Annotated in this window: 23 protein-coding genes, 1 tRNA gene and 2 pseudogenes; 17 read left to right on the top strand and 9 right to left on the bottom strand. The window is 65.7% G+C overall.

The genetic code is table 11. From position 1 onward, the window contains the following. The first annotated feature begins 12 nt into the window (after positions 1 to 12). From pyrG to IEV67_RS18580, 12 genes are all read left to right on the top strand, one after another. A complete protein-coding gene (pyrG, locus tag IEV67_RS18635) occupies positions 13 to 1710 on the top strand; it encodes a CTP synthase (protein WP_188438228.1) in 1698 nt (565 codons plus the stop codon). Further along, positions 1703 to 2287 carry an NUDIX domain-containing protein gene (locus IEV67_RS18630; protein WP_188438227.1) on the top strand — a complete coding sequence of 195 codons (585 nt, stop codon included), beginning with the start codon at positions 1703 to 1705 and terminating at the stop codon, positions 2285 to 2287. Before pyrG ends, IEV67_RS18630 begins: the two co-directional genes overlap by 8 nt. 2 nt (positions 2288 to 2289) lie before the next feature. Further along, on the top strand, positions 2290 to 3192 hold the full coding sequence (gene xerD, locus IEV67_RS18625) for a site-specific tyrosine recombinase XerD (RefSeq protein WP_188438226.1): 903 nt from the start codon (positions 2290 to 2292) through the stop codon (positions 3190 to 3192). Between the two features lie 151 nt (positions 3193 to 3343). Further along, positions 3344 to 4177: a ParA family protein gene (locus IEV67_RS18620; protein ID WP_188438235.1), complete on the top strand. Its 834-nt coding sequence runs from the start codon at positions 3344 to 3346 to the stop codon at positions 4175 to 4177. Next, positions 4161 to 4994 carry a segregation and condensation protein A gene (locus IEV67_RS18615; RefSeq protein ID WP_229703364.1) on the top strand — a complete coding sequence of 278 codons (834 nt, stop codon included), beginning with the start codon at positions 4161 to 4163 and terminating at the stop codon, positions 4992 to 4994. The genes IEV67_RS18620 and IEV67_RS18615 overlap by 17 nt, the downstream gene beginning before the upstream one ends. Further along, the gene (gene scpB / locus IEV67_RS18610) at positions 4984 to 5598 is read left to right on the top strand and encodes an SMC-Scp complex subunit ScpB (protein WP_188438225.1); all 615 of its coding nucleotides are present in this window, start codon (positions 4984 to 4986) and stop codon (positions 5596 to 5598) included. Before IEV67_RS18615 ends, scpB begins: the two co-directional genes overlap by 11 nt. Continuing rightward, the gene (locus IEV67_RS18605) at positions 5595 to 6407 is read left to right on the top strand and encodes a pseudouridine synthase (RefSeq protein ID WP_188438224.1); all 813 of its coding nucleotides are present in this window, start codon (positions 5595 to 5597) and stop codon (positions 6405 to 6407) included. The genes scpB and IEV67_RS18605 overlap by 4 nt, the downstream gene beginning before the upstream one ends. Then, positions 6404 to 7528: a prephenate dehydrogenase gene (locus IEV67_RS18600; protein ID WP_188438223.1), complete on the top strand. Its 1125-nt coding sequence runs from the start codon at positions 6404 to 6406 to the stop codon at positions 7526 to 7528. The genes IEV67_RS18605 and IEV67_RS18600 overlap by 4 nt, the downstream gene beginning before the upstream one ends. Further along, on the top strand, positions 7521 to 8198 hold the full coding sequence (cmk, locus tag IEV67_RS18595; RefSeq protein WP_188438222.1) for a (d)CMP kinase: 678 nt from the start codon (positions 7521 to 7523) through the stop codon (positions 8196 to 8198). The genes IEV67_RS18600 and cmk overlap by 8 nt, the downstream gene beginning before the upstream one ends. Then, positions 8188 to 9714, top strand: coding sequence for a ribosome biogenesis GTPase Der (gene der, locus IEV67_RS18590; RefSeq protein WP_188438221.1), 1527 nt, complete (start codon positions 8188 to 8190; stop codon positions 9712 to 9714). Before cmk ends, der begins: the two co-directional genes overlap by 11 nt. 106 nt (positions 9715 to 9820) lie before the next feature. Continuing rightward, the gene (locus tag IEV67_RS18585; protein WP_188438220.1) at positions 9821 to 10894 is read left to right on the top strand and encodes a Glu/Leu/Phe/Val dehydrogenase family protein; all 1074 of its coding nucleotides are present in this window, start codon (positions 9821 to 9823) and stop codon (positions 10892 to 10894) included. 54 nt (positions 10895 to 10948) lie between these two features. Next, a complete protein-coding gene (locus IEV67_RS18580; protein ID WP_188438219.1) occupies positions 10949 to 12124 on the top strand; it encodes an epoxide hydrolase family protein in 1176 nt (391 codons plus the stop codon). 23 nt (positions 12125 to 12147) lie between these two features. On the opposite strand, the gene IEV67_RS18575 is transcribed toward IEV67_RS18580, so the two are convergent. After that, on the bottom strand, positions 12148 to 12705 hold the full coding sequence (locus tag IEV67_RS18575; RefSeq protein WP_188438218.1) for a phosphorylase family protein: 558 nt from the start codon (positions 12703 to 12705) through the stop codon (positions 12148 to 12150). Between the two features lie 144 nt (positions 12706 to 12849). On the opposite strand from IEV67_RS18575, the pseudogene IEV67_RS18570 reads away from it, so the two are divergent. Continuing rightward, positions 12850 to 13341, top strand: a pseudogene (locus IEV67_RS18570) (NUDIX domain-containing protein); the annotation flags it as partial. A 23-nt stretch (positions 13342 to 13364) separates the two neighbouring features. On the opposite strand, the gene IEV67_RS18565 reads toward IEV67_RS18570, so the two are convergent. From IEV67_RS18565 to IEV67_RS18555, 3 genes are read right to left on the bottom strand one after another with little or no spacing between them, the layout of a single operon-like run. Next, complete coding sequence (locus IEV67_RS18565) at positions 13365 to 13748, bottom strand: RNA-binding S4 domain-containing protein (protein WP_188438216.1); 384 nt, start codon at positions 13746 to 13748, stop codon at positions 13365 to 13367. Beyond that, entirely contained in the window at positions 13745 to 14416 is a 672-nt protein-coding gene (locus IEV67_RS18560) for a lysoplasmalogenase family protein (protein WP_188438215.1), read from the bottom strand. The genes IEV67_RS18565 and IEV67_RS18560 overlap by 4 nt, the downstream gene beginning before the upstream one ends. Before the next feature lie 43 nt (positions 14417 to 14459). Next, complete coding sequence (locus IEV67_RS18555; protein WP_188438214.1) at positions 14460 to 15044, bottom strand: GNAT family N-acetyltransferase; 585 nt, start codon at positions 15042 to 15044, stop codon at positions 14460 to 14462. A 107-nt stretch (positions 15045 to 15151) separates the two neighbouring features. Here IEV67_RS18555 and IEV67_RS18550 point away from each other — a divergent pair. Continuing rightward, positions 15152 to 15225, top strand: a tRNA-Pro gene (locus tag IEV67_RS18550). Positions 15226 to 15322: 97 nt separating this feature from the next. Here IEV67_RS18550 and IEV67_RS18545 read toward each other — a convergent pair. Further along, positions 15323 to 15838: a hypothetical protein gene (locus IEV67_RS18545; protein WP_188438213.1), complete on the bottom strand. Its 516-nt coding sequence runs from the start codon at positions 15836 to 15838 to the stop codon at positions 15323 to 15325. Positions 15839 to 16050: 212 nt separating this feature from the next. After that, positions 16051 to 16911 (bottom strand): hypothetical protein, encoded by an 861-nt coding sequence (locus tag IEV67_RS18540; protein WP_188438212.1) that lies wholly within the window; start codon positions 16909 to 16911, stop codon positions 16051 to 16053. A gap of 167 nt (positions 16912 to 17078) precedes the next feature. Between IEV67_RS18540 and IEV67_RS18535 the strand changes: the two genes are divergently transcribed. Both IEV67_RS18535 and IEV67_RS18530 read left to right on the top strand, forming a co-directional pair. After that, complete coding sequence (locus IEV67_RS18535; RefSeq protein WP_188438211.1) at positions 17079 to 18314, top strand: ATP-binding protein; 1236 nt, start codon at positions 17079 to 17081, stop codon at positions 18312 to 18314. A 94-nt stretch (positions 18315 to 18408) separates the two neighbouring features. Next, on the top strand, positions 18409 to 18687 hold the full coding sequence (locus IEV67_RS18530; protein WP_188438210.1) for a DUF3892 domain-containing protein: 279 nt from the start codon (positions 18409 to 18411) through the stop codon (positions 18685 to 18687). Between the two features lie 359 nt (positions 18688 to 19046). Here IEV67_RS18530 and IEV67_RS18525 read toward each other — a convergent pair whose 3' ends face one another. Then, a complete protein-coding gene (locus IEV67_RS18525) occupies positions 19047 to 21611 on the bottom strand; it encodes an excinuclease ABC subunit UvrA (RefSeq protein WP_188438209.1) in 2565 nt (854 codons plus the stop codon). Positions 21612 to 21704: 93 nt separating this feature from the next. Then, positions 21705 to 22463 carry a Pr6Pr family membrane protein gene (locus IEV67_RS18520; protein ID WP_188438208.1) on the bottom strand — a complete coding sequence of 253 codons (759 nt, stop codon included), beginning with the start codon at positions 22461 to 22463 and terminating at the stop codon, positions 21705 to 21707. A 354-nt stretch (positions 22464 to 22817) separates the two neighbouring features. On the opposite strand from IEV67_RS18520, the gene IEV67_RS18515 reads away from it, so the two are divergent. Then, positions 22818 to 22955 carry a hypothetical protein gene (locus IEV67_RS18515; RefSeq protein ID WP_188438237.1) on the top strand — a complete coding sequence of 46 codons (138 nt, stop codon included), beginning with the start codon at positions 22818 to 22820 and terminating at the stop codon, positions 22953 to 22955. 363 nt (positions 22956 to 23318) lie between these two features. Here the strand turns inward: IEV67_RS18515 and IEV67_RS18510 are convergent. Further along, positions 23319 to 23831: pseudogene (locus IEV67_RS18510) on the bottom strand (LysR family transcriptional regulator substrate-binding protein); the annotation flags it as partial. Between the last annotated feature and the right edge of the window lie 56 nt (positions 23832 to 23887).

The following is a 23887-nucleotide window of genomic DNA, read 5'->3' as shown; positions in this document are numbered from 1 at the left end:
TCGAAGCCCGTGATGAACTCTTCTGACGCGGGGCCCAAGAACGACACGACCAAGCACATCTTTGTGACCGGTGGTGTCGTTTCGTCTTTGGGTAAGGGGCTCACAGCCGCCAGCCTGGGAAACCTGCTCACCGCACGCGGATTGCGCGTCGTGATGCAGAAGCTCGACCCTTATCTGAACGTCGACCCGGGCACCATGAATCCGTTCCAGCACGGTGAGGTGTTCGTCACCGACGACGGCGCGGAGACCGACCTCGACATCGGCCACTACGAGCGGTTCCTCGACATCAACCTGTCGCAGGCCGCCAACGTGACCACTGGCCAGATCTACTCGCAGGTGATCGCGCGGGAGCGCCGCGGCGAGTACCTCGGTGACACGGTGCAGGTCATCCCGCACATCACCGACGAGATCAAGCGTCGTATGCGTCTGCAGGCGGATGAGATCCCTAGGCCGGATGTCATCATCACCGAGGTCGGCGGCACGGTCGGCGACATCGAGTCGCAGCCGTTCCTGGAGTCCGCGCGTCAGCTGCGCCACGAACTCGGTCGCGACAGCGTGTTCTTCGTGCACGTGTCACTCGTGCCGTTCATGGGCGCTTCAGGGGAGCAGAAGACCAAGCCGACGCAGCACTCCGTCGCAGCCCTCCGCCAGGTCGGCATCCAGCCGGACGCACTGGTGCTGCGCAGCGACCGACCCGTCAGCGAGAGCAACCGCAACAAGATCGCCCTGATGTGCGACGTCGATGTCGAGGGCGTCATCAACACCGTCGATCTGCCCAGCATCTACGACATCCCGTCGACGCTGAACGACCAGGGCCTCGACTCCTACATCGTGCGTCGACTCGGCCTGGACGAGAAGGCAGCGCCCGAGGTCGACTGGACTCGCTGGCAGAAGGTGCTCGACGCCGTTCACAACCCGAAGCACGAGGTCACGATCGGCCTGGTCGGCAAGTACATCGACCTCCCAGACGCATACCTCTCCGTCACCGAGGCGCTGCGCGCCGGTGGTTTCGCGCAGGAGACCCACGTGAAGATCCGCTGGATCCCGTCGGACTCCTGCGAGACCCCGGAGGGAGCGGCCAAGGCGCTGTCCGACGTCGACGGTATCTGCGTGCCCGGTGGGTTCGGCATCCGCGGCATCGAGGGCAAGCTCGGTGCGCTGAAATTCGCCCGCGAACAGGGCATCCCGACGCTCGGGCTGTGCCTCGGTCTGCAGTGCATGGTCATCGAGTACGGCCGCAACATCGCCGGTATCGCCGGGGCCTCCTCGAGCGAGTTCGACCCTGAGACCGCTGAGCCCGTCATCGCGACGATGGCCGAGCAGGTCGAGATCCTCGACGGCGGCGACCTCGGCGGCACCATGCGCCTCGGACTCTACGAGGCGGAGCTCGGTGAGGGAACGCTGGCCCGTGAGCTGTACGGCACGGCGCAGGCGTCCGAGCGGCACCGTCACCGTTACGAGGTCAACAACGCCTACCGCGACCGCCTGTCGGACGCCGGACTCGTGTTCTCGGGGCTCAACCCCGATCTCGACCTCGTCGAGTACGTGGAGCTGCCCCGCGACGTGCACCCGTACTACATCGCCACGCAGGCCCACCCCGAGCTGCGCTCGCGCCCGACCGCACCGCACCCGCTGTTCCGCGGACTGATCGGGGCAGCGATCGAGCGGCACCGCTCCAGCGAGCTGTTCGACGTGTCGGCCGATGACTGAGACGCCTTCGATCGCGTCGGAGTTGCGTGACGAGCCGTTCGAGCCAGAGGTCGTCAGCAGTGACGTCGTCTACAAGGGCTGGGTGTGGGACGTGCGTTCCGATCGCGTCGCGTATGGCGACGGTGAGATCATCCGCGAGTACGTCGATCACACCGGAGCCGTCGCTGTGCTCGCACTCGACGACGACGGCCGTGTGCTGCTGATACAGCAGTACCGGCATCCGATCCGCCACCGTGACTGGGAGCTGCCCGCCGGGCTCCTGGACATCGAGGGGGAAGATCCGATGGTCGCCGCGCAGCGAGAGTTGGCCGAGGAAGCCGACCTGGTCGCGCGCGACTGGCAGTTGCTCGTCTCGACCTGGACGACCCCTGGCGGCAACAGCGAGTTGATCCGGATCTACCTCGCCACCGGCATCGAGGCTGCACCCGCCGCGTACGCCCGTGAGGACGAGGAAGCCGACATCCGCGTGGAGTGGGTTCCTCTTTCGGATGCGGTCGACGCGGTTCTCGAAGGACGATTGCGCAACGGCATCCTCTCACTCGGCGTGCTTGCCGCCGAGCGGAGACTGCGGGACTGACCATGCGCCTGGATCGCGCGGTCGACGCGTACCTCAGGCACGTCACGATCGAACGCGGTCTGTCCGAGCACACCGTCGGCGCATATCGCCGAGACCTCGACGTCTACCTGGAATGGCTGACCGCCGCCGGCATCGATGACACGACCGCGGTGACCGGCGCCATCGTGAGCCGATTCATCACCGACCGTTCGAGCATCGTTCCGCCGCCAGCGGCGACGAGTCTCGCGAGGCTGCAGTCATCCGTTCGCGGGCTGCATCGTTTCCTGGTGCGCGAGGGCATCGAACCGGAGGATCCGACCGGCAGGCTGCGCCCGCCGAAGATGCCGCAGCGTCTGCCCAAGGCGCTCACGATCGATCAGGTCGAGCGGCTGCTGGCGGCTCCCTCGGCCGAGGAGCCCATCGGCATCCGCGACCGAGCGCTGCTCGAGCTGCTCTACGCGACCGGCGCTCGAGTCTCGGAGGCGGTGGGCCTGGACGTCGACGACCTCGCGCACGGAGACGTGCTGCGCTTGCGCGGCAAGGGGTCCAAGGAGCGCATCGTGCCGATCGGCTCCTTCGCGCGGGATGCCGTGGACGCGTACCTCACCCGCGTGAGACCCGCACTCGCAGCCAAGGGCAAAGCGTCCGCGCGGCTGTTCCTGGGCTCTCGCGGTGCACCGCTGTCACGCCAGAGCGCGTGGCTGGTGATCCGCGCGGCCGCAGAGGCCTCGCACATCAGCTCCGAGGTGTCTCCGCACACACTGCGTCATTCGTTCGCCACGCATCTGCTGCAGGGCGGCGCCGATGTGCGCGTGGTGCAGGAGCTGCTCGGGCATGCATCCGTCGCCACCACGCAGATCTACACCCACGTGTCGGTCGACACGCTCCGCGACATCTACGCCACCTCGCATCCTCGGGCGCGCTGACGGCGCACGATTCGGCGGGATCGCCGAGGTCGCACCCGCGTACCCATGCGTAAATCGCTAGAATCGAGCAAGCATGAGGGAAGCAGGAGAATCGGTGGCTCAGAAAGTGGCGAAGTCCAAGGGAAAGACGTCGAACGTCGGCGACACCCCGATGGGACCCACCGGGCGTCCGTATCACGGCTTCCCGACGCCTGCGCCGCTCGGCTCCCACGGCCCCGCCCGCATCATCGCGCTGTGCAACCAGAAGGGCGGCGTCGGCAAGACGACCACCTCGATCAACCTCGCCGCAGCGCTCGCCGAGTACGGCCGCAAGGTTCTCGCGGTCGACTTCGACCCGCAGGGCGCGCTCTCGGCCGGTCTCGGCATCCAGACCCACGACGTGCCCACGATCTACGATCTACTGCTCGACACGAAGCGCGACGTGCACGAGGTGATCGTGCCCAGCGGTGTGGAGGGGCTCGACGTCCTGCCGGCGAACATCGACCTGTCCGCCGCCGAGGTCCACCTGGTCAACGAGGTCGCCCGTGAGACGATCCTGGCGCGGGTGCTGCGACAGGTCGCGGGGGAGTACGACGTCATCCTGATCGACTGCCAGCCCTCGCTCGGGCTGCTCACCGTGAACGCCCTCACGGCAAGCCACGGCGTGCTCATCCCGCTGGAGTGCGAATTCTTCGCGCTCCGCGGCGTGGCGCTGCTCATCGAGACGATCGAGAAGGTGCGGGACCGCCTGAACCCCGGGATCACTCTCGACGGGCTCCTCGCGACGATGTACGACTCGCGTACCCTGCACTCGCGCGAGGTGCTGGAGCGGGTCGTGGAGACGTTCGGCGAGGACGTGCTGGAGACCGTGATCGGACGCACTGTGAAGTTCCCCGACGCATCGGTGTCAGGGGTTCCCATCACCGAGTTCGCGCCGGAGCATGCCGCCGCACAGGCGTACCTGCGACTGGCGCGGGAACTGGTCGCCCGTGGCGCCGTCGCTTGAGCCTGTTGAGCCCATTGAGCCTGTTGACGTCGAATCAGGATTCCGCGTCTCGCTGACGAACTTCGACGGCCCGTTCGACCTCCTGCTGAATCTCATCTCGAAGCACGAGATGGACATCACCGAGGTGTCACTCAGCGCGGTCACGAACGAGTTCATCGCGTACATGAAGGAGATCGACGGCGACGATCAGGAGCTCGATCAGGCATCCGAGTTCCTCGTGGTCGCAGCGACGCTGCTCGACATGAAGGTGGCAGGTCTTCTGCCGCAGGGCGAGCTCGTCGATGCCGAGGCCGTCGCGCTGCTCGAAGCACGCGACCTGCTGTTCGCGCGCCTTCTGCAGTACCGCGCGTTCAAGGAGGTCTCCACGTGGTTCGCCCGCTGCCTGCAGCGTGAGGACCGACGCCACGTGAGGGCCGTGCGCCTGGACGAGAAGCACCGTGCGCGGACGCCGGAGCTGGTGTGGACACTGAGCGTGGACGACTTCGCGGCCATCGCGCTGCTCGCGTTCGCGCCCAAGGAGATCCCCAACGTCGGCCTCGATCATCTGCATGCGCCGCTGGTCAGCATCCGGGAGCAGGCGGCGATCGTGGTGACGCTGCTGCGCAGCGCCGAGTCATTGACCTTCCGTGAGTTGATCGCGGGCTCGACCGAGCCCGGAATCGTGGTCGCCCGGTTCATCTCCGTGCTCGAGCTCTACCGGCATGCGGCGCTGTCCTTCGAACAACTGGAACCGCTCGGCGAGCTGACGCTGCGCTGGGCAGCCGACTCCTGGTCGGACGAGACACTCGCGAGCCTGGGAGCCGACTATGACCGATGAGACGCCTGTGGGCACACCCGCCGACGCACCCGCCGACACCGTGATCGACACACCGCTGACCGAGAAGCTCGAGGCCATTCTGCTGATCATCGACGAGCCCCTCGGCCTCGTCGCGCTGGCCGCGGCCGTCGGCGCTCCGGTACCGGCCGTTCGGCAGGCGATCGAGACGCTGGTCGACGACTACGACGGCAACGGTCATGGCCCACGCCGCGGGTTCGAGCTGCGCGAGGTCGGCGGCGGATGGCGACTGTACGTGCGTGACGATCACGATGCCCTGGTCGCGGAGTTCGTCGGCGGGCAGGCGCCGGCACGGCTTTCGCAGGCGGCGCTCGAGACCCTCGCGGTGATCGCCTACAAGCAGCCGGTAACCCGCAGCCAGGTGGCGTCGATCAGGGCCGTCAACGTCGACTCCGTCGTGCGCACACTGCTCGCACGAGGACTCGTCACCGAACTGTTCGCCGACTCCGAGACCGGCGCCATCAACTACGGCACCACAGACGCGCTGCTGCAGAACCTCGGCATCAACTCGCTCGACGAGCTGCCCCCGATCTCTCCGCTGCTCGACGATGGTGCAGACGGCTTCGACGAAGGAACCATCAGATGACCGATGTCACAGACACACCCACCACGCCGCCCGAAGGTGTCCGACTGCAGAAGGTGCTCGCCGCGGCCGGTGTCGCATCCCGCCGCGTGGTCGAGCAGTACATCGTGGAAGGGCGCATCCGCGTCAACGGCAAGGTCGTGGAAGAGCTCGGGCGCCGCATCGACCCGGAGACCGATCTGGTCGACGTCGACGGCACCGCGATCCAGCTCGACGTCTCCAAGCGCTACGTCATGCTGAACAAGCCCACCGGCGTGGTCAGCACCATGAAGGACGAGAACGGTCGCCCTGATCTTCGCCGATTCACGGAGGAGTGGGAAGAGCGGCTGTACAACGTCGGCCGCCTGGATGCCGAGACCAGCGGCCTGCTCATCCTCACCAATGACGGCGAACTCGCGCACGTGCTCGCGCATCCGTCGTTCGGCGTCACCAAGGTCTACATCGCCAAGGTCGAGGGGGTCGTCACAGCGCAGACGATCGCGAAGTTGACGAAGGGGTTCGACCTCGACGACGGTCCGATCAAGGCCGACAAGGCGCGACTGCTCGACGTGTCGAAGGTCGGATCGGAATCGAGCCTCGTCGAGCTCACCCTGCACTCCGGACGCAACCGGATCGTCCGTCGGATGATGGCCGCAGTGGGTCACCCCGTCACGGAACTCGTCCGCCGTCAGTTCGGACCGCTCCACCTGGGAACGCTCCCTGCGGGGAAGACGCGAGAACTGAGTAAAATCGAACGTGGTGCGCTGTTGACTCTCGCGCGCCACGATTCCCCTGCGGACGCTACGCCGGGAGACGCCCAGGAGACCGAGTGAGCGACACGGCCAGAACCAATGGCAGCGGCATCGCGCCGCGGCTCTCGGGGACGGTCCGCATCGTCGGCGCTGGTCTGCTCGGCGCGAGCATCGGGCATGCGCTGCGCGCCAAGGGCGTCGACGTCGTGTTGTCCGACACGTCGCCGTCGCAGTTGCGCCTCGCCGTGGACTACGGTGCAGGCCGGGTCGCGCAGGACGGCGACTCTCCGGCCCTGATCGTGGTCTCCGTACCGCCGGACGTCACCGCCGACGTCATCGAAGCAGAGCTCAACGGTTTTCCGGATGCCGTGGTCACCGATGTCGCGAGCGTCAAACTCGAGCCGTTCCGCGCTCTGAACGCACGGGGCGTCGACACCACTCGCTACATCGGCTCGCACCCGCTCGCCGGTCGTGAGCGCGGGGGAGCGATCTCGGCGCGAGCCGACCTGTTCATCGGCAGGCCATGGGTCGTCTGCCGTGACGAGCAGACCCGCCCGGCCGACCTCGCACTGGTGGAAGCACTCGCGCTCGACGTCGGCGCGATGCCGCTGGAGATGACGCCGGAAGAGCACGACAGTTCGGTGGCACTGACCTCGCACGTGCCGCAGGTCGTGGCCAGCCTGCTCGCCGGACGATTCGCGACAGCTGACGAGGGCGCGCTTCGACTCGCGGGCCAGGGCGTGCGCGACACGACACGCATCGCGGCATCCGCTCCGGAACTCTGGGTGCAGATCCTCGGCGCGAATGCGCAGCCGGTCGTCGAGATCCTCGATGCCCTCGCCGACGACCTGCGCGAGGTCTCGGATGCGCTTCGTGCCCCGGCCGAACCCGGAGCCAGGCGCGTGGTCGCCGAGACGATCCGCCAGGGCAATGACGGCGTGGACCGGCTGCCGGGCAAGCACGGCCAGAACCGCAAGTTCGAGCAGCTCGTCGTCATGGTCGACGACACAGCAGGTCAGCTCGGCCGACTGTTCGGTGAACTCGGCGAGCTCGGAGTGAACGTGGAAGACCTGCGCCTGGAGCATTCGCCGGGCGCACAGTTCGGCCTCGCGGAGATCAGTGTGGCCCCGGCCGCGCTGCGCGGCGCGATCGAAGGACTGCAGGAGCGCGGATGGCGGATTGCAGGAGCGACCAATGAGTGATTTCATCGCGATCGACGGACCGGCGGGGTCTGGCAAGTCGAGCGTCTCGAAGGCCGTGGCGCGCTCGCGCGGGTACGGATACCTCGACACCGGCGCCGCGTACCGCGCCCTCGCCTGGCACGTGCTTGACCGCGGTGCTGACACCGATGACGCTGATGCGGTGCTCGCCGCGGCATCCGATTTCGATCTTCGTCTCGGTCTTGACCCCGACGATCGCACCGTCGCCGTGGGCGAGAGCGACATCACCACCGCGATTCGCGACCCGCGTGTCTCTGACGCTGTCAGCGGCGTGGCTCGCGTGCCGGCGGTGCGCGAGCAGGTCAACATCTTCTTCCGCTCGCTGGTGGCGGCAGCCCCATATCCGGCCGTCGTCGTCGAAGGGCGTGACATCACCACAGTGGTCGCTCCCGACGCCCCCGTACGCATCCTTCTCACCGCCGCTCCCGAGGTACGGGCGGCCAGACGCGCCGGCGAACTCGCCGGTGAGAATGCTGCTGTCGTGGCCGAAGCGCTGCACAAGCGCGACGCCTCGGACAGCGCCGTCGTCGACTTCCTCAACGCCGCAGAAGGCGTCGAAGTCGTCGATTCGACTGAACTCGATTTCCCACAGACCATCGACGCCGTACTCGCGGTGATCGAACGAAAGCAAGGAGCGGAACATGGCCGCTGAAGAAGAATATGAGGGCGGTCCCGACCGTCTTGCCGAGAAGATGGATGAGCTCGACGAGCAGCTCGCCGAACAGCGCGCGGAGGCTCTGCGCGCCGGTCTCGCCGACTACGACCTGGACGAGGATGACGCCGCGCTTCTGGCCGGCATCACCCAGGGCGAGGGCGGGATCGAATTCCTGCCCGCGCTTCCGGTCGTCGCGATCGTCGGGCGCCCGAACGTGGGCAAGTCCGCGCTCGTGAACCGCATCCTGGGTCGCCGCGAAGCCGTCGTGGAGGACACCCCCGGTGTCACCCGCGACCGCGTGACGTACAAGGCCGAATGGAATGACCGGCGCTTCTCGCTGGTCGACACCGGAGGCTGGGAGCCGGATGCCAAGGGCATCGACCGCTCCGTGGCAGCTCAGGCCGAGGTCGCGATCGACCTTTCCGACCTCGTGCTGTTCGTCGTCGATGCGATGGTGGGAGCCACCTCCACCGACGAGCACGTCGTGAAGCTGCTGCGCAAGAGCGGCAAGACCGTGTTCCTCGTCGCCAACAAGATCGATGACGCCCGTCAGGAGCCTGAGGTCGCCGCCCTGTGGAGCCTCGGTCTCGGCGAGCCGTACCCGACCTCGGCCGTGCACGGCCGCGGCGTGGCAGATCTGCTGGATGCCGTGCTCGAGAAGCTGCCCTCCATCTCATCTGTCGCGAAGTACGAGATCGGCGGCCCTCGCCGTGTCGCGATCCTCGGACGCCCGAACGTGGGCAAGTCGTCGCTGCTGAACAAGGCCGCGGGCGAAGAGCGCGTTGTCGTCAACGAGATCGCGGGAACCACCCGTGACCCGGTCGATACCGTCGTCGAACTCGGCGGCAAGCTGTGGCGTCTGGTCGACACCGCCGGTATCCGTCGCCGCGTGCACCTTTCGCAGGGTGCCGACTTCTACGCCTCGTTGCGCACGTCTGCCGCTCTTGAGCGGGCCGAGGTCGCCGTCGTCGTTCTCGACGTGTCGGAGACGATCAGCGAGCAGGATGTGCGCATCATCGACCTCGTGCTGGAGTCGGGCCGTGCTCTCGTGCTGGCGTTCAACAAGTGGGATCGCCTCACCGACATCGACCTGGAGAACGCGGATCGCCGTCGCTACCTCGAGCGCGAGATCGAGCAGGACCTCGCGCACGTCGCGTGGGCGCCGCGGGTGAACATCTCGGCGAAGACCGGTCGTCACTTCGACAAGCTGGTCCCCGCACTCGAGACGGCGCTGGAGAACTGGGACCGCCGTATTCCGACCGGCAAGTTCAACGCCTTCATCTCCGAGCTCGTCGCAGAGCACCCGCACCCGCTGCGTGGCGGCAAGCAGCCGCGCATCCTGTTCGGCACGCAGGCGTCGACGCGTCCGCCGACGTTCGTGCTGTTCACCACTGGCTTCCTGGATCCGGGCTACCGCCGCTTCATCCAGCGCCGTCTGCGCGAGCTGTACGAGTTCGACGGCACGCCGATCGTGATCAACATGCGCGTGCGGGAGAAGCGCCAGCGCTCGTGACCTGACGGTTGCCGTTCGGCGGCCAGAGTGGTGCAATAGAAGGTGGATGCTGCGACAAGGCGGCATCCACCTTCTGTGCCCACAAGGCCCGCCGAAAGAGGATGCGATGACGCACACCCTGCCCCTGCCCGATTTCACCCACGAACGCGTGGAGGTGATCACAGGTCGGCGCAGCGGCCTGTTCATCGCCGTGGCTCTGCACTCGTCTGTGCTCGGCTCAGCGCTCGGCGGTGCACGACTGTGGACATACCCGCACTGGAGCGACGCTCTCGGCGACGCGCTGCGGCTCTCTGCCGCGATGACGCTGAAGAACGCCACAGCCGGCCTCGATGCCGGTGGTGGCAAAGCGGTCATCGGACTGGAACCCGGAACGGTGCTCGACGCGGAGCGCCGCCGTGCCGCGTTCCTCGACCTCGGCGATGCCGTGGAGTCGTTCGACGGGCTCTACCGCACGGCGGAGGACGTCGGATCGACCATGGACGACATGGCTGTCGTCGGCGAACGGACGACGCACGTCGTCGGACTCCCGGATTCGTCCGGCGGATCAGGCGAGCCGGCCGGACCCACGAGCCTCGGTGTCTACGAGTCGCTGCGAGCCGTGTTGGAGCGCACGACCGGCTCGGCTGACGTCGCGGGCCGCAGAATCACGATCTCGGGACTCGGCCAGGTCGGCGGTCGCCTGGCGGTGCGGCTCTCGGCCGAGGGCGCTCTGCTGACCGTGACCGACGTCAACCCCGAGCGCCGTCACCTCGCCGGCGAGCTCGGTGCCACGTGGTCGGAGCCGGGAACGGAACACCTCGTCGCTTCGGACGTCTTCGTGCCGGCGGGCATTGGCGGTCTGCTCACGGATGAGGTCATCGATGCCCTCGCGACCTCGGCGGTCTGCGGGCCGGCGAACAACCCGCTCGCATCGCACAGCGGTGCCGATCGTTTGGCCGCGCGCGGGATCGTCTACGCCCCCGACTTCGTCGTCAACGCCGGTGGCGTGATCTATCTCGACAACGAGGCCAAGCAGCGCGGAACGCGTGCCGAGATCATGGAGCGCGTCTCGCAGATCGGCGACACCGTGCGCAGGATCCTCGCCGATTCGGAAGAGCGCGGGATCACGCCGCTGGCCGCGGCGGAAGAGTTGGCTGCGGAACGTCTGCGGGCCGGCGTCGCGACGCCCGTGCTGAGCTGACGACTCACGGGTCGGGTGTCGCAGGCATGTGACAGCCTTTGTGGAGGAGGTCACATGCCGCACACCACCCGCGAAGTTCACACGTTCGAAGCCCACGCGACCGATGCAGAGCTCGACGATCTGCGCGCGCGGTTGGCGGCGGCGCGTCTACCGGAGACCGAGACGGTCTTCCGCGCCGCCCCCGGCCGACGCCGTTGGGAACAGGGCGTTCCTCTCGCCGACCTTGTCGATCTGGTCGACTACTGGCGCACGGGGTATGACTGGCGGGCGTTCGAAACACGCCTCAACGAGATCGGCCAGTTCCGTACGATCATCGACGGTCTGGGCATCCACTTCCTGCATCGCAGGTCTCCGCGCGCGGATGCCACCCCGCTGATCATGACGCACGGCTGGCCGGGCAGCGTCGCCGAGTTCGTCGACGTGATCGATGAACTGGCCGATCCTGAAGACGCGGACGCGCCGGCGTTCCACGTCGTGGTGCCGTCGCTTCCGGGATTCGGGTACAGCGACAAGCCGACGGCGACGGGATGGGGAGTCGAGAAGATCGCTGCGGCCTGGGTCGAGCTGATGGAGAGGCTGGGCTACCGCAGGTTCGTCGCCCACGGTGGCGACTGGGGTGGCAATGTGACCACGGTTCTCGGGGGAGTGTTCCCCGAGCATGTCCTCGGCATCCACACGACCTTCGCACTGGCTCCGCCAGGAATGACGACGGACCTGTTGTCGGCGATCGAACGCGAATGGGTCGAGCAGACACAGGATTTCTGGCAGCACCACCGGGCGTACGCGAAGCAGCAGGCGACCAGGCCGCAGACCATCGGCTACTCGCTCGTCGACTCACCGGTGGGGCTTCTCGCCTGGCTCCTCGACAAGTTCGCTGAGTGGTCGGACACCGACGACAGCCCGTTCGAGACGATTTCGCGAGATCGGATCCTGGATGACGTCACTCTCTACTGGTTGACGCGCACGGGTGCGTCGGCGGCACGCATCTACTACGAGAGCCCGCACTCGCTCGACCCGGACCTTCGCGTGGACGTCCCGTCAGCCATCACGATGTATCCCGGTGACATCGAGTCACGCACACCCCGGGCGTGGGCCGAGGAGCGATATCGGCAGATAGTCCGCTGGAACCTGCCTGAAGCCGGAGGACACTTCCCGTCATTGGAAGTGCCGGAGTACTTCGTCAGGGATCTTCAGGAGGGCCTTGCGGCAGTGCTGGCCGCGAGTCGGTGAGCTGGAGCTGAGGCGGCTGCAGATCAGACCCCGTAGACCTCGCGCATGTGCTCGCGCAGTTGGTGGCTGCAGTCGGTGACCGCTTCTTCCCACGTGATGTTCGCGCCATCCTTGGCGTTGTCGGAGACAGCTTTCCAGATGCGGATCGGCACCCCGAACTGTGCGGCCACCCAGGCGTACGCGTATGACTCCATATCGACCAGGCGGCCACCGAGCGCCAGGATCACCTCGACCGCCTCGGCATCGTCGATGAAGCTGTCGCCGGTGGCGATGGAGACGTCGCCGGCGCCGAGGTCTATGCGCTGGGGCATTGACACGTGCTCGCCGCGCACGCCCTCCTCGTTGATGACGTCGTGCTGGAACGCCCAGTGAATCTCGTGGACACCGGATCCGATCGTCTCATCGAGCGCGCCAGCGGTGCCTACGACGAGGATCTCGTCGTAGGTGCCTGCATCGAGCGCGCGAGTGAGACCGTAAGTGGCCTTGAGCTTGCCGGGACCTGTCACGAGACGGTCGAAGCCGTCCAGGGGCCCGGAGAAGGCGACGAGTTCGGATTCGAGGGCGGCGACGAGAAGCTTCACGGCTTCATTGTCCCAGAGCTCGGCGCCTTCCGCGGGTCGTTGAGCGAGCGTCAGCGAGACGAAACGCGTTGAGCGAGCCGAAGGTGAGTCGAAACGTAGCGCAACGGGCGCCCCGATATCCGGATGCTGTGAAAAGCTGAAGGGGTGACGATCATTCCTCCCGCACCCGGTGAACCGCGGCGCCCAGACGGGCCGCGCGATCCTGGCGACGCGTGGGTCGTGGCTGAGACGGGGGAGAAGTACTGGGGGCGCTTCGGTGCCGCCGGGCTGCTCGCGGTCGACGCGCAGCGCGGCATCCTCCTGCAGCACCGCGTGAGCTGGAGCCACTTCGGCGGTACTTGGGGCCTGCCAGGTGGAGCGCTGCACGAGGGCGAATCGGCGGTCGACGGTGCGCTGCGCGAGGCCACCGAAGAGGCCGGAATCCCGGACGGAGCCGTGGAAGTGCGGTTCACGAGCGTGCTGGATCTGAAGATCTGGTCGTACACCACGGTCGTCGCGGATGTGGTCGAACCCTTCACACCGGTGATCAGCGACCCGGAGAGCGTGGCTCTCGAATGGGTTCCGGTGGACGAGGTCGTGGATCGTCCGTTGCATCCGGGTTTCGCCGCGTCATGGCCGAGCCTTCGGGCCGAGCTCGACTGAGCCGCCGTGCTCGCGGGTCAGTAGTCGTCGCGTCCGCGCAGTTTGTCGATGTCGCGGCGCTCGCGCTTGGTGGGGCGACCTGCGCCGCGATCCCGCATGCCCATGATCGCCTGCGGCTCACGTGCAGGAGTCCGATCGTCGTACGCGAGGGCGGCGACCGGTGCACCGACGCGTTTCACCAGCGTCTTTCGCACGATGAGGATGCGGTCGAAGCCGCTGATGCGCACGCGTAGTTCGTCGCCGGGCTTCACCGTCTGCGCGGCCTTCGCCTTCTCGCCGTTCACTCGTACATGCCCCGCGCGGCAGGCGGTCGTGGCGGCCGAGCGGGTCTTGTAGACGCGGATCGCCCACAGCCAGCTGTCGACTCGCACCGGCTTGTCCTGCGCGGGGGCATTCGTCATGCGCTTCTCCTTGCTCGCAGGCTCGTGAGGGCACCTGCGACGATGAGCCCCTGGCCGAGCGTATAGGTGAGCATCACGAGGGGACTCGTCCAGTGCGGCATGGCGTCGGGTGTGAAGAGTCGGAAGGCCAGGACGGTGTCGCTGATCAGGAAGAAGATGCCGCCCCACACGACCAGCGGATGGCAGCGTGTAGAGAACGCCGCTGTGCCGCCGAGCACCAGTCCGTAGGCGGCGACGGCGAAGAACAGAGCGCCGGTGTGCGGGCCCAGCACGATCAGCATCAGAATCCACCACACGGCGTAGACGAGGGCCCACCACGGCATCCGGCGCACGGCGAGCGCGCGCGTGAACAGAACGATGTACGCGATGTGCGCGAGACCGAAGAACATCAGCATCAGCGGAAGTTCTGGTCCACCGGGGAAGAGCGCGCCGGCGCCGTCGCCTAGCCATGACAGTGCGATGGCGGCGAGCAGCAGCACGATCGCGATCATGGGGCGCTGGCGGATCGACAGCAGCACCGGCACGGCGAGCAGGGGCATGAGCCACAGCTTGGTGGGGGAGGCGATGTCACTCTGCAGCGAGAGGGCGACGACGTGCACGATCGAGATCACGACGTACGGAACGAATGCCCACGCGAGGAGCGTTCGATCGGCGGTGCTGCGTTGCATCCCTCCATCGTAGGTTCGTCGGAACTGGACGCTGTGCCAGTGGTCAGCCTGCGAGCTTCAGGCTCACCAACGGCCGGCCCGGCTTGGCGCTGGCGACTTCGGTGAAGCCGGCGTTGACGAAGGTCGTGAGAGCACCGTGGAAGAGGTCGTTGACGCGAGGTTGCGTGACGGAGGTGTCGATCGGGTATCCCTCGATGACGCGGGCTCCGGATGCTCGGGCGAACTCGATGCCCGCTTCGAGGAGTGCCTTGTTCAATCCCTGGCCGCGGTGCTCCTTGCGCACGACGAAACAGGTCACGGCCCAGACCGCGTCTTCATCGAGCGGTTCGCGTGTGATGGTGATGATGTTCCTCGTCCGGGCGAGGCGGTGCTGGGCTGGGCGAGGGCCGATGCGCATCCACCCGGCAGCCTCGCCGTCGATGTACGCGACGAGTCCCGGTGGTCTTTCGGAAGCGACCTCGCGTTGGAACATCGCGGTGCGTTCGTCGAGGTCGGTCGCGTCCCATTCCTTGTTCGTGAGCACCGGCCATACGCACTGGCAGCTGCGGCCGTCGCCGCCTCCGCTGAGGGCGTGTTGGATGTCGTCCCATACGTCAGGGCTCGCGAGCGTCGTCGTGATCTTTGACATGTCGGGCAGGCTACGCCGCGTCACCGACACGGGCAAGAGTGGCGGTTCGCGATGGCGCCTGGGTGCGGCTAAGATAGTGGAGTTGCCTGCGCGAGAGCGCAAGACAACGGGCTGTGGCGCAGCTTGGTAGCGCACTTGACTGGGGGTCAAGGGGTCGCAGGTTCAAATCCTGTCAGCCCGACCGAGAAGGGCCCGGAAACTCGCAAGAGTCTCCGGGCCTTCTGCATGTCTGAGAATCGCCGAGGGCTCCAAAAGGCCTCCAGGTGCCCACAGGCGAATCAACTAAGAGTTCGTCGCCAGGTGGTTTGCTCCGTCGAGTCCGGGTAGCCCCACGACACGATGATCGTGGCTGACGCTGGGCTGGCAAAGGACTTCTCATAGCTGAAGAAGATCGACTCGCCGGGGTGAAGTTGCGGGATTGGCATGTCTACGAAGGGCGACACGTCATTGCCTCCGTCCGCTTGGATCACGGTGACCGCCCAAAGCGTGTCTGGGCTGTCGTTCCTAAGTTCGTACTTGCTCTTGCTATGCGGAACCAGCATCCATGGATCGCGGGGAAGCGATTGGCGCGCAATCTCGTTAGCCTCTTCGAGCGCGATGGCGGATCGGCCTGCGGCTGAGGCTGACTCCTGAGATGCGACTAGAGCCGCCTTCTCGTGCGCCTCGGCATCATCTCGCGCCTGCTGTGCGTCGAGGCGCGCAGCGCGGGCTTCCTTGGCCTGATAGATCGCGACGAGGACACCGATAGCGGTGACGCCCATCAGTGCGAGATTGATGATGTTCGATGAATCCACATTTGAACAGTACTCAGTGCTGTCTCGACACACGAGCGATCAGGATGCGTATCATGTCAGTCTTCGTGTAGGCTGTCACAAAAGCGGATGCCAGAAAGTGGCGCGAGAAGCGAGATCTCAGTTCGCACAAAAACAGTGGAGACCCAGGTTCGACTCCTGGCTTCGGCTTAGCCGGATGTAGCTCAATGGGTACAGAGCCCCCGTGTTTGTTCTCACCACGATGGCGAGGTCCAGAGTCCTGTACTCACTGAGGCATCGCGCATCTCTCCGTCTGAGAGGGCAATGCCACCGAGGTAGTTGAACCGAACGAATCCGAGCAGCCCCTTTTTCCACTGACGACTGTTGATTGGGTGGTTTGCTGTTTCTGCATAGTCTCGGACGGCCATCTCGGCCCACGTTCGGCGACTCAGCTTGATCACGAGAAGTTGGTTGATGCGCCTCGCACCTTCTTTGGTGACAGCGAAGGCAGCAATGAGATGGCCGATCGTGAGGCTCAGGCGATCATCAACCAGCATGTCGTCAAGAGGTCCCATCACGAGGCTCTCCCAGCGCTGACGTTGCTCTATCGAAAGTGACGAGACAACTTCGAGCAACTCGGACGTTGCTGCTCCTGCATGATGGATCTGCGCGTTGCGGATGGTGCGCAGGAGATGAAACATCGCGATGGTGTCATTGGGCTGCTCGGTCTCGACTGCTTCGTACAGGGTTTGATGCATGCGCCCTGCGTTCAGAGCGCCACGTGCAGCGGACACGGCAAAGCCATCCTCCGCAACTAGAGCGATTGCGTCTTTGACGAATGCCTCGTATACGGCCAACGCGTATGGGATTGCAACGGCTGCCAAGTGCGCATCCGCGTCAAGCAGCAACTCGGACGCACGTCCGGGCAGCAGGTTGAACCGATCTATGTCCTTGACTGCTGGAAAGAGTCCGGGGAGCTGATGAGGCGAGCCTTCGTGTAGTTGAAGACTGTGGGCCGCAAGGCGTGAACCCGCGAGCAGCGCGATCATCGCGTTGTTGGCCTCGACCCGAGCGCGAACGTACTCCCGATATCTATGGAAGTTGACTTCGCTCATACCTATCCTTTCTGTCCAAACGCTGCGCAGCTTGAATCTATCGGCCAATGCCTCGAACGGGCGTCAGTACCGCTGTCGCGGCCGAGATGTGTACGGAGAAGGCAGCGCGGTGTGAGCCGGTACGCCCATTCGAGTCGCACTCGGTGCGTCGACAGTACTGTGTAACTATGCAGCCGACGAGACCCGAAGATGTGTTTACGCCGAAGACGATCGTCACCCGCGAGATGTTTGCCCGCCGCAACGAACCCGACCTCGAAGGCAACCCGGGGCTTCAGGACACACTTCAGGATGCACTCCGCGAGCGTGGAGGCCAGATTCTCCTCTATGGCGATACAGGGGTGGGCAAGTCGTCCCTGCTCAAGTACGCGGCGGAAGACGAGGGCCTCGGAACTGTGGTCGTGGAGTGTGTCTCTTCCATGTCGCACGCCGATATTCTCGACGCGCTGGTTCGCAAGGTGGTGCAGGTCAAGAAGATCGCGATGCGCAAGAGCGGGAGCGTCGAAGCGTCAGCAACAGCCGAAGGCAAAGTGCCCTGGTTCGCCAAACTGTCGGGTACGATCAAGGCCACCGGCGGCGTGCAATCTGACTACGAGATCGTAGAGAAAGATGCAATCGACGTGCTAGCCGAGGTGCTCCCGCGCGTTGGTCGAACCGTGATTGTTCTCGATAACTTCCAGAACATCAAGCTTCTGGAGACGCGCGAACTCGTGGCACAGACGCTCGAGCAGCTGTCAGATCGCGCTGCAGACTCCGACGGTGGCGATGTTAAGGCCGTCGTCATCGGAATCGCCGAAGATGCTCACAGTCTGCTCGGAGCGTCGAGGTCTTATGGCAGACGCACGACAGAGATTGGCGTGCCGCGAATGCCCGACGACGAGCTTCGAGAAGTGCTGACGCGAGGATTCAAGAAGCTCAGCATCGTAGCTGACGGCCCGATAGTCGATAGCTTCGTGTTCTACAGTGACGGCTTTCCATACTTCGCTCATCTGCTTGGCCTCAACGTCGCTCGGACTGTGCTGAAGACCAAGAGCGAAATCATCTCTGACCACGACCTCGCCGCGGCCCTTAAGCGCTCGGCCACGGCTGTGACATCGACCTATGCGGAACGTACGCGCAAGGCGCGAGAAGCGGGCGGTGAGGTGCAACCACGGCTCCAGATCATGCGGATGCTCGCCGCATCCGAAAAGCGGGTTTGGTCGAGCGCGGACGTGCAGACGATGTGGGCGGAGAAGATAGGGCCGCGAGATGAGTACACCTTCATGCACACCGCGCTCGCACAACTCTCGACCGCGAAGCACGGCAGCATCCTGCGACGAACCGGAGCGAGGAAGCACTATCTCTATCAGTTCGAGGACCCGCATATGCGCCCCTACCTTCGTATCGCAGAGGACATCGCACTCTAGAAGGGGTGACCAAACCGTTAGCCGGGCGACATGTCGGAGGCTCATGCCATGCTGGCCCCACGTCGCGAAGGACGCGGCAGAACTGGGGACGCAGATGTCAATTCAGATCACACACGTGCGGTACGGGAGCACCCGAAAGACCGAAGACGAAATCGTTCGCTACAAGTGGCATGGTCTCGAAACGAACGAGACACGCGACAACGACAAGCCCAGCGTCGTGGCTTGGGTTGAGGGCGGCGGCAAGGCCTACGTCGGGAGTGGCAGCGGTCGATCACAGGTGGGTGTCGTCAAGCCAAGCAACGGTCAGCCGTATCTTCATACCTACGCTGACGGACAGTGGAACAACAATCTTCTAAGCCTGCCGACCTTCTAGAGCTGGCTCCGAGGGCTCCGAAAGGGCTCCAACGACGCCTCCCGAGTGTTCCCGAAGGTCCCCGCCAGCTCTCCCGGAGCATGATGAGATTCCCGAAAAGACATGGCGATACGGGAAGAGGCGCGAGCTGTCGTCAGCCTCAGAATGCCGCTCGGGGCTGCCTGGGGGTCAAGGGGTCGCAGGTTCAAATCCTGTCAGCCCGACCAAAGCAAAAAGGGCCGATACGAATGGATCGGCCCTTTATCTTTGCTGCGGAAACTGACGCCCCTCGCGGCAGCGGCGCGTACCGCTTCCAGTACTCGCTGATCCTCGTTGTGCCGGGTATCCGACGTGCGGTGGGCTGAGCCACTCGGGACGGGTCAACGGTTGAGTCGTTCGGCGAGATACGGGGCCGTACGGCTCGCGGGGTGTTTCGCCACGGCATCCGGTGTTCCCGTCGTGACGATGCGCCCGCCGGCATCCCCACCCGACGGGCCGAGGTCGACGACCCAGTCCGCGGCGGCGACGACATCCATCTCGTGCTCTACGACCACGACCGTGTCTCCGGAGTCGACCAGCGCGTGCAGCTGCGCGAGCAGCCGCCGCACATCGGCGGGATGCAGGCCCGTCGTCGGCTCGTCGAGCAAGTAGAGGGTGTGGCCTCGGCGCACACGCTGCAGCTCGGTTGCCAGCTTGATGCGTTGCGCCTCGCCGCCCGACAGCTCGGTCGCGGGCTGACCAAGTCGCAGATAGCCGAGTCCCACCTCTAGGAGGGCCTGCAGGCTGCGCGCAGCCGCCGGTACCGGCGCGAGGAAGTCGGATGCCTGCTCGACCGTCAGCGCGAGCACATCGGCGATCGTCTTGCCGTCGTAGGTGACCTCGAGAGTGTCGGCGTTGTACCGGGCGCCGTGACAGGTCGGGCAGCGTCCATAGCTGCCGGGCAGGAAGAGGAGCTCCACCGACACGAACCCCTCGCCGAGGCAGGTCTCGCAGCGTCCACCGGCGACGTTGAACGAGAAGCGTCCGGCGGTATACCCGCGCTCCCGAGCGAGGTCGGTCTTCGCGAAGATCGTCCGGACCGCGTCGAACAGGCCCGTGTAAGTCGCCAGGTTCGACCGAGGGGTGCGTCCGATCGGCTTCTGATCCACGCGCACGAGCCGGTCGATGTGCTCGAGCCCCGTGGCACGGCGCACCGTCAGAGTGTCGGCGTGCGCATCCGGGACCGTCGCCTCGGTGAGACCCGCGTCATCGCCTGCGAGGTCGGTGGTCGTGGCGTCGTCGTCCGGATCATCGATGCCGTCGTCGCGGCCCGAGCGCAGATGCTCGCGCACGACATCACGCAGCACGCGGCTCACGAGCGTCGACTTGCCCGACCCTGAGACACCGGTGACCGCGACGAAGGTGCCGAGCGGAATGGCCGCATCGACGTCGGCGAGGTTGTGCAGAGTGATGCCCTCGACGGTGAGCCAGTTCGCGGGCTCGCGCACGTCGCGGCGGTCTGCCGCCGTGGTGCCCTGATCAGGGAAGAGGAACGGCCGGGTGACGGATGCCTCGACCGCGGCGAGTCCGTCGACCGCTCCGCTGTAGAGCACGTCACCACCGCCCTCGCCCGCTCCCGGGCCGACGTCGACGATCCAGTCGGCGTGGCGGACGACATTCATGTTGTGCTCGACCACGAAAACCGAGTTGCCCGAGCGCTTGAGCTGTTCCAAGACGTCGAGCAACGGCTCCGCATCGGCGGGGTGCAGGCCGGCCGACGGCTCGTCGAGCGCGTAGATGACACCGAAGAGCCCTGACCGCAGCTGGGTGGCGAGCCGCAGCCGCTGCATCTCGCCGGGGGAGAGCGTGGTCGTCACCCGGCCGAGTCCGAGGTACCCGAGGCCGAGGTCGGTGAGCACGGTGATGCGCGCCAGGAGATCGGTGGTGAGAGCGACGGCGACATCAGTGCGCTCGCCGGAGTGCGTGGTCGGCAGCGCGTGCGCAGCGTCCGTGAGCTGCGTGGTCGGGCGCAACACCTCGGCGAGTTCGGTCATCGGGAGGGCGTTGAGCTCGGCGATCGTGCGCCCGGCGAACGTGACGGCCAGTGCCTCGCGGCGAAGACCTGTGCCGTGGCAGAGCGGGCACGGGCCCGACCGCACGAACTGCAGCACCTTCGTGCGCATCATCTGGCTCTTCGAGTCGGCCAGCGTATGGAAGACGTACTTCTTCGCACTCCAGAACATGCCGTTGTAAGGCTTCGCCACGCGGTCGCGCTGCGGGGTGATCTGCACGACCGGCTGCTCGTCGGTGAAGAGGATCCAGTCGCGGTCGGCCTGATCGAGGTCGTGCCACGGGCGCTCGACGTCGTACCCGAGCGCGATGGTGATGTCTCGCAGGTTCTTCGCCTGCCACGCGCCCGGCCAGGCGGCGATGGCGCCGTCGCGGATGCTCAGCGTGGGATCGGGTACCAGCGAGTCCTCGGTGACGGTGTGCGAGACGCCGATGCCATGGCACTCGGGGCAGGCGCCGGCGGCGGTGTTCGGCGAGAACGCGTCGGAGTCGAGGCGCGTCGTGAACCCTTCGGGGAAGGTGCCGGCGCGGGAGAACAGCATCCGAAGCGAGTTCGACAGCGTGGTGACGGTACCGACGCTGGATCGCGAGCTGGGGGCGCCGCGGCGCTGCTGCAGGGCGACGGCCGGGGGAAGGCCCGAGATCGACTCGACGTGCGGATCATGACCCTGCTGGATGAGGCGCCGTGCATACGGGGCGACGGACTCGAGGTAGCGGCGTTGGGCCTCGGTGAAGATGGTGCCGAATGCCAGGGAGGACTTGCCCGATCCGGAGACGCCGGTGAACGCGACGATCCTGTTGCGCGGCACATCGACGTCGACGTTCCTGAGGTTGTTCTCGTTGGCGCCGCGAACGCGGACGAACGCATCGGTCGGGTCGTTCGGGGTTTCGGGCATCGGTCGAGTGTATCCGTGGGGCCCTGGGGGCGAGGTGAGGGGGCGGTGCATGCGTCAGGTGTCAGCCAGATGCAGGAGGATTCGCCCCTGGCCTCAGAGAGCGATGTGACGACCGGCAGCGCCGAGCATCCGGTCGATGGCGACGAAGAGGAAGCCGACGGCGACGAGCGCGGCAGAAAGGGCGACGATCCACAGGGCGACGCCGCCCAGACCCAGCTTCTCGATGTTCATGAACGGGTATGGATAGGTCTGTCCGGGCGTGAACTCTCCGCCCAGCGCACCGTAGATGAAGCCGAACACCAGGTAGGCGTAGGGGATCAGTGTCCAGCGCAGAGGATCGATCCAGCGGAACGTGCCCTTCGGGACGAAGAGCAGCCAGTCGCCGATCACCAGGCACGGCGTGATGATGTGGATGAGAATGTCGGTGAGGGAGAAGATGTCGGCGTCGCCCTGCTGGAACCGAGTCGGCACCAGCACGATCAGATAGATGAGCATGGTCACGGAGATCGCCATCATCACCGCCCCGCTTCCTCTCGCGCTCGGAGTCGAGGTACCGGAGTTGCCCAATCGACGCAGATCCCGCGCGGTGCGGATGATCAGCAGCAGCATCCACCCGAGGCAGAGGAGGTTGCTGATCATCGTGTAGAACAGCAGGGTCGACCAGTCCGGGGCCCCGGACAACACCCCGGAGTTGCGGACGACCCCCGCCAGGATGAGCGCGAACGCGATGATCCGGTAGACCAGCGCCAGGGGCCGGGCGTTCACTGCCGCGTGCGCGAGCAGGGGCTGACGCCGGTGCGCGACCGCGGGGTCAGCGGGAGTCGCGAGGGAAGAGGAGGGGCCGTACGGCATTGGTCGAGCGTACAAGCGGGCCGGACGACAGCCGCGGGGCTTGACTACGGGAACACCCGTCGCAGGAGTGCCACGTCGTCTTCGCTCAGGTTGTACATGCCGACCGTGACCAGGTCGACGCAAAAGCGCTCGGATCGGGATGATGCTGTTCTGGGATGGCTGTGTTGAAGATCCCACCCTGCCCACGTCGCTCACGAGCGCCGCCGCGATAGTAATATTCGGTGGGGACGGGCACCTGATCGACCTCAGGCGTCCGCGGATCCGCGGTGAGTCTGGTGCGACGGCATCCGTCAAGGCCCTCACTCGAGGTGTTGACGTGCGCGTACGGTCGTCGGATTCGACGAAGGAGAAATCATGAGTGATCCGAAGGATCCGCAGAAGCACACTGACGACACTGCCGCCCAGGCCGGGTCCGAATCACCCGAAGAGGGCGCCGAAGCCGAAGAGGCCGCGGAGGATGCCATCGTCGACGGTGACCACCTCGACGCCTGAGGGCGTGGCCTGAGGCGTCGCCCGAGGTCATAGCTTGAAGTCAGCGCTGCGTTCCATCTGCAGGAGAAGTTGGCAGTTGCAGGAGGATTCGGCCTAGGGTGCTCCGCGCGTCGTGGCGTCAGTCCTGTTCCTCTCTTGGTCACTAGAAGTGGTCCAAGCAAACAAGCCCGGGGAACGAACGAAGGGCTCATCAACAACACCAGCAGCCCGTTCGGCAATCTCAGCGCATGGGCCGAGGTCTGTGAGAAGATTCCGGGGCTTTCTCTGTGCCCGGAATCGCCAAGGCCTCAAGCTGTGCACGACCTAGGTGCGCATTCAACCGATCGACTGATGCTCGCGTATCGGACCGACCGGAGGACAGAGTCAGCCGAGCAAGGCCACCCCGAACCCCGAGACGACGGTTCTCAGTTCGGCGAGGAAACGTTGCGCCTGCTCGGTGAGGGGGATCGCGGAGTGGCCGATCCAGCCGATCTCGATGCGCTCGTCGACATCGAGCGGGATGGCGACGATCTCGGGGTCGAGGTCGTCGCTGATGATGCCTGTCGAGATGGTGTACCCGTCGAGCCCGATCATGAGGTTGAAGATGGTCGCGCGGTCCGAAACCCGGATCTCCTGCGGGCTCGAGAGGGTGGAGAGGATCTCCTCGGCGAAGTAGAAGGAGTTGTTCGCGCCCTGGTCGAACGTGAGCCGCGGCACGTCGGCGAGATCGGCGAGGGTGACGCGCTCACGGGCGGCGAGTGGGTTCTTGCGGGAGATGAAGATGTGCGGCTCGGCGACGAAGAGCGGATGGAAAGCGAGCCCCGAGTCGCGGAGCAGCTTGTCGATGACGTTGCGGTTGAAGTCGTTCCGGTAGAGGATCCCCAACTCGCTCTTGAGTTCCAGCCATCGTCGCAACACTGCTTCAACTTGCATTCAGTAAAGCATGGAGTCGT

Source organism: Microbacterium murale (assembly GCF_014635185.1).
Classification (GTDB): Bacteria; Actinomycetota; Actinomycetes; order Actinomycetales; family Microbacteriaceae; genus Microbacterium; species Microbacterium murale.
This window is presented reverse-complemented; position numbering and strand designations above follow the sequence as displayed.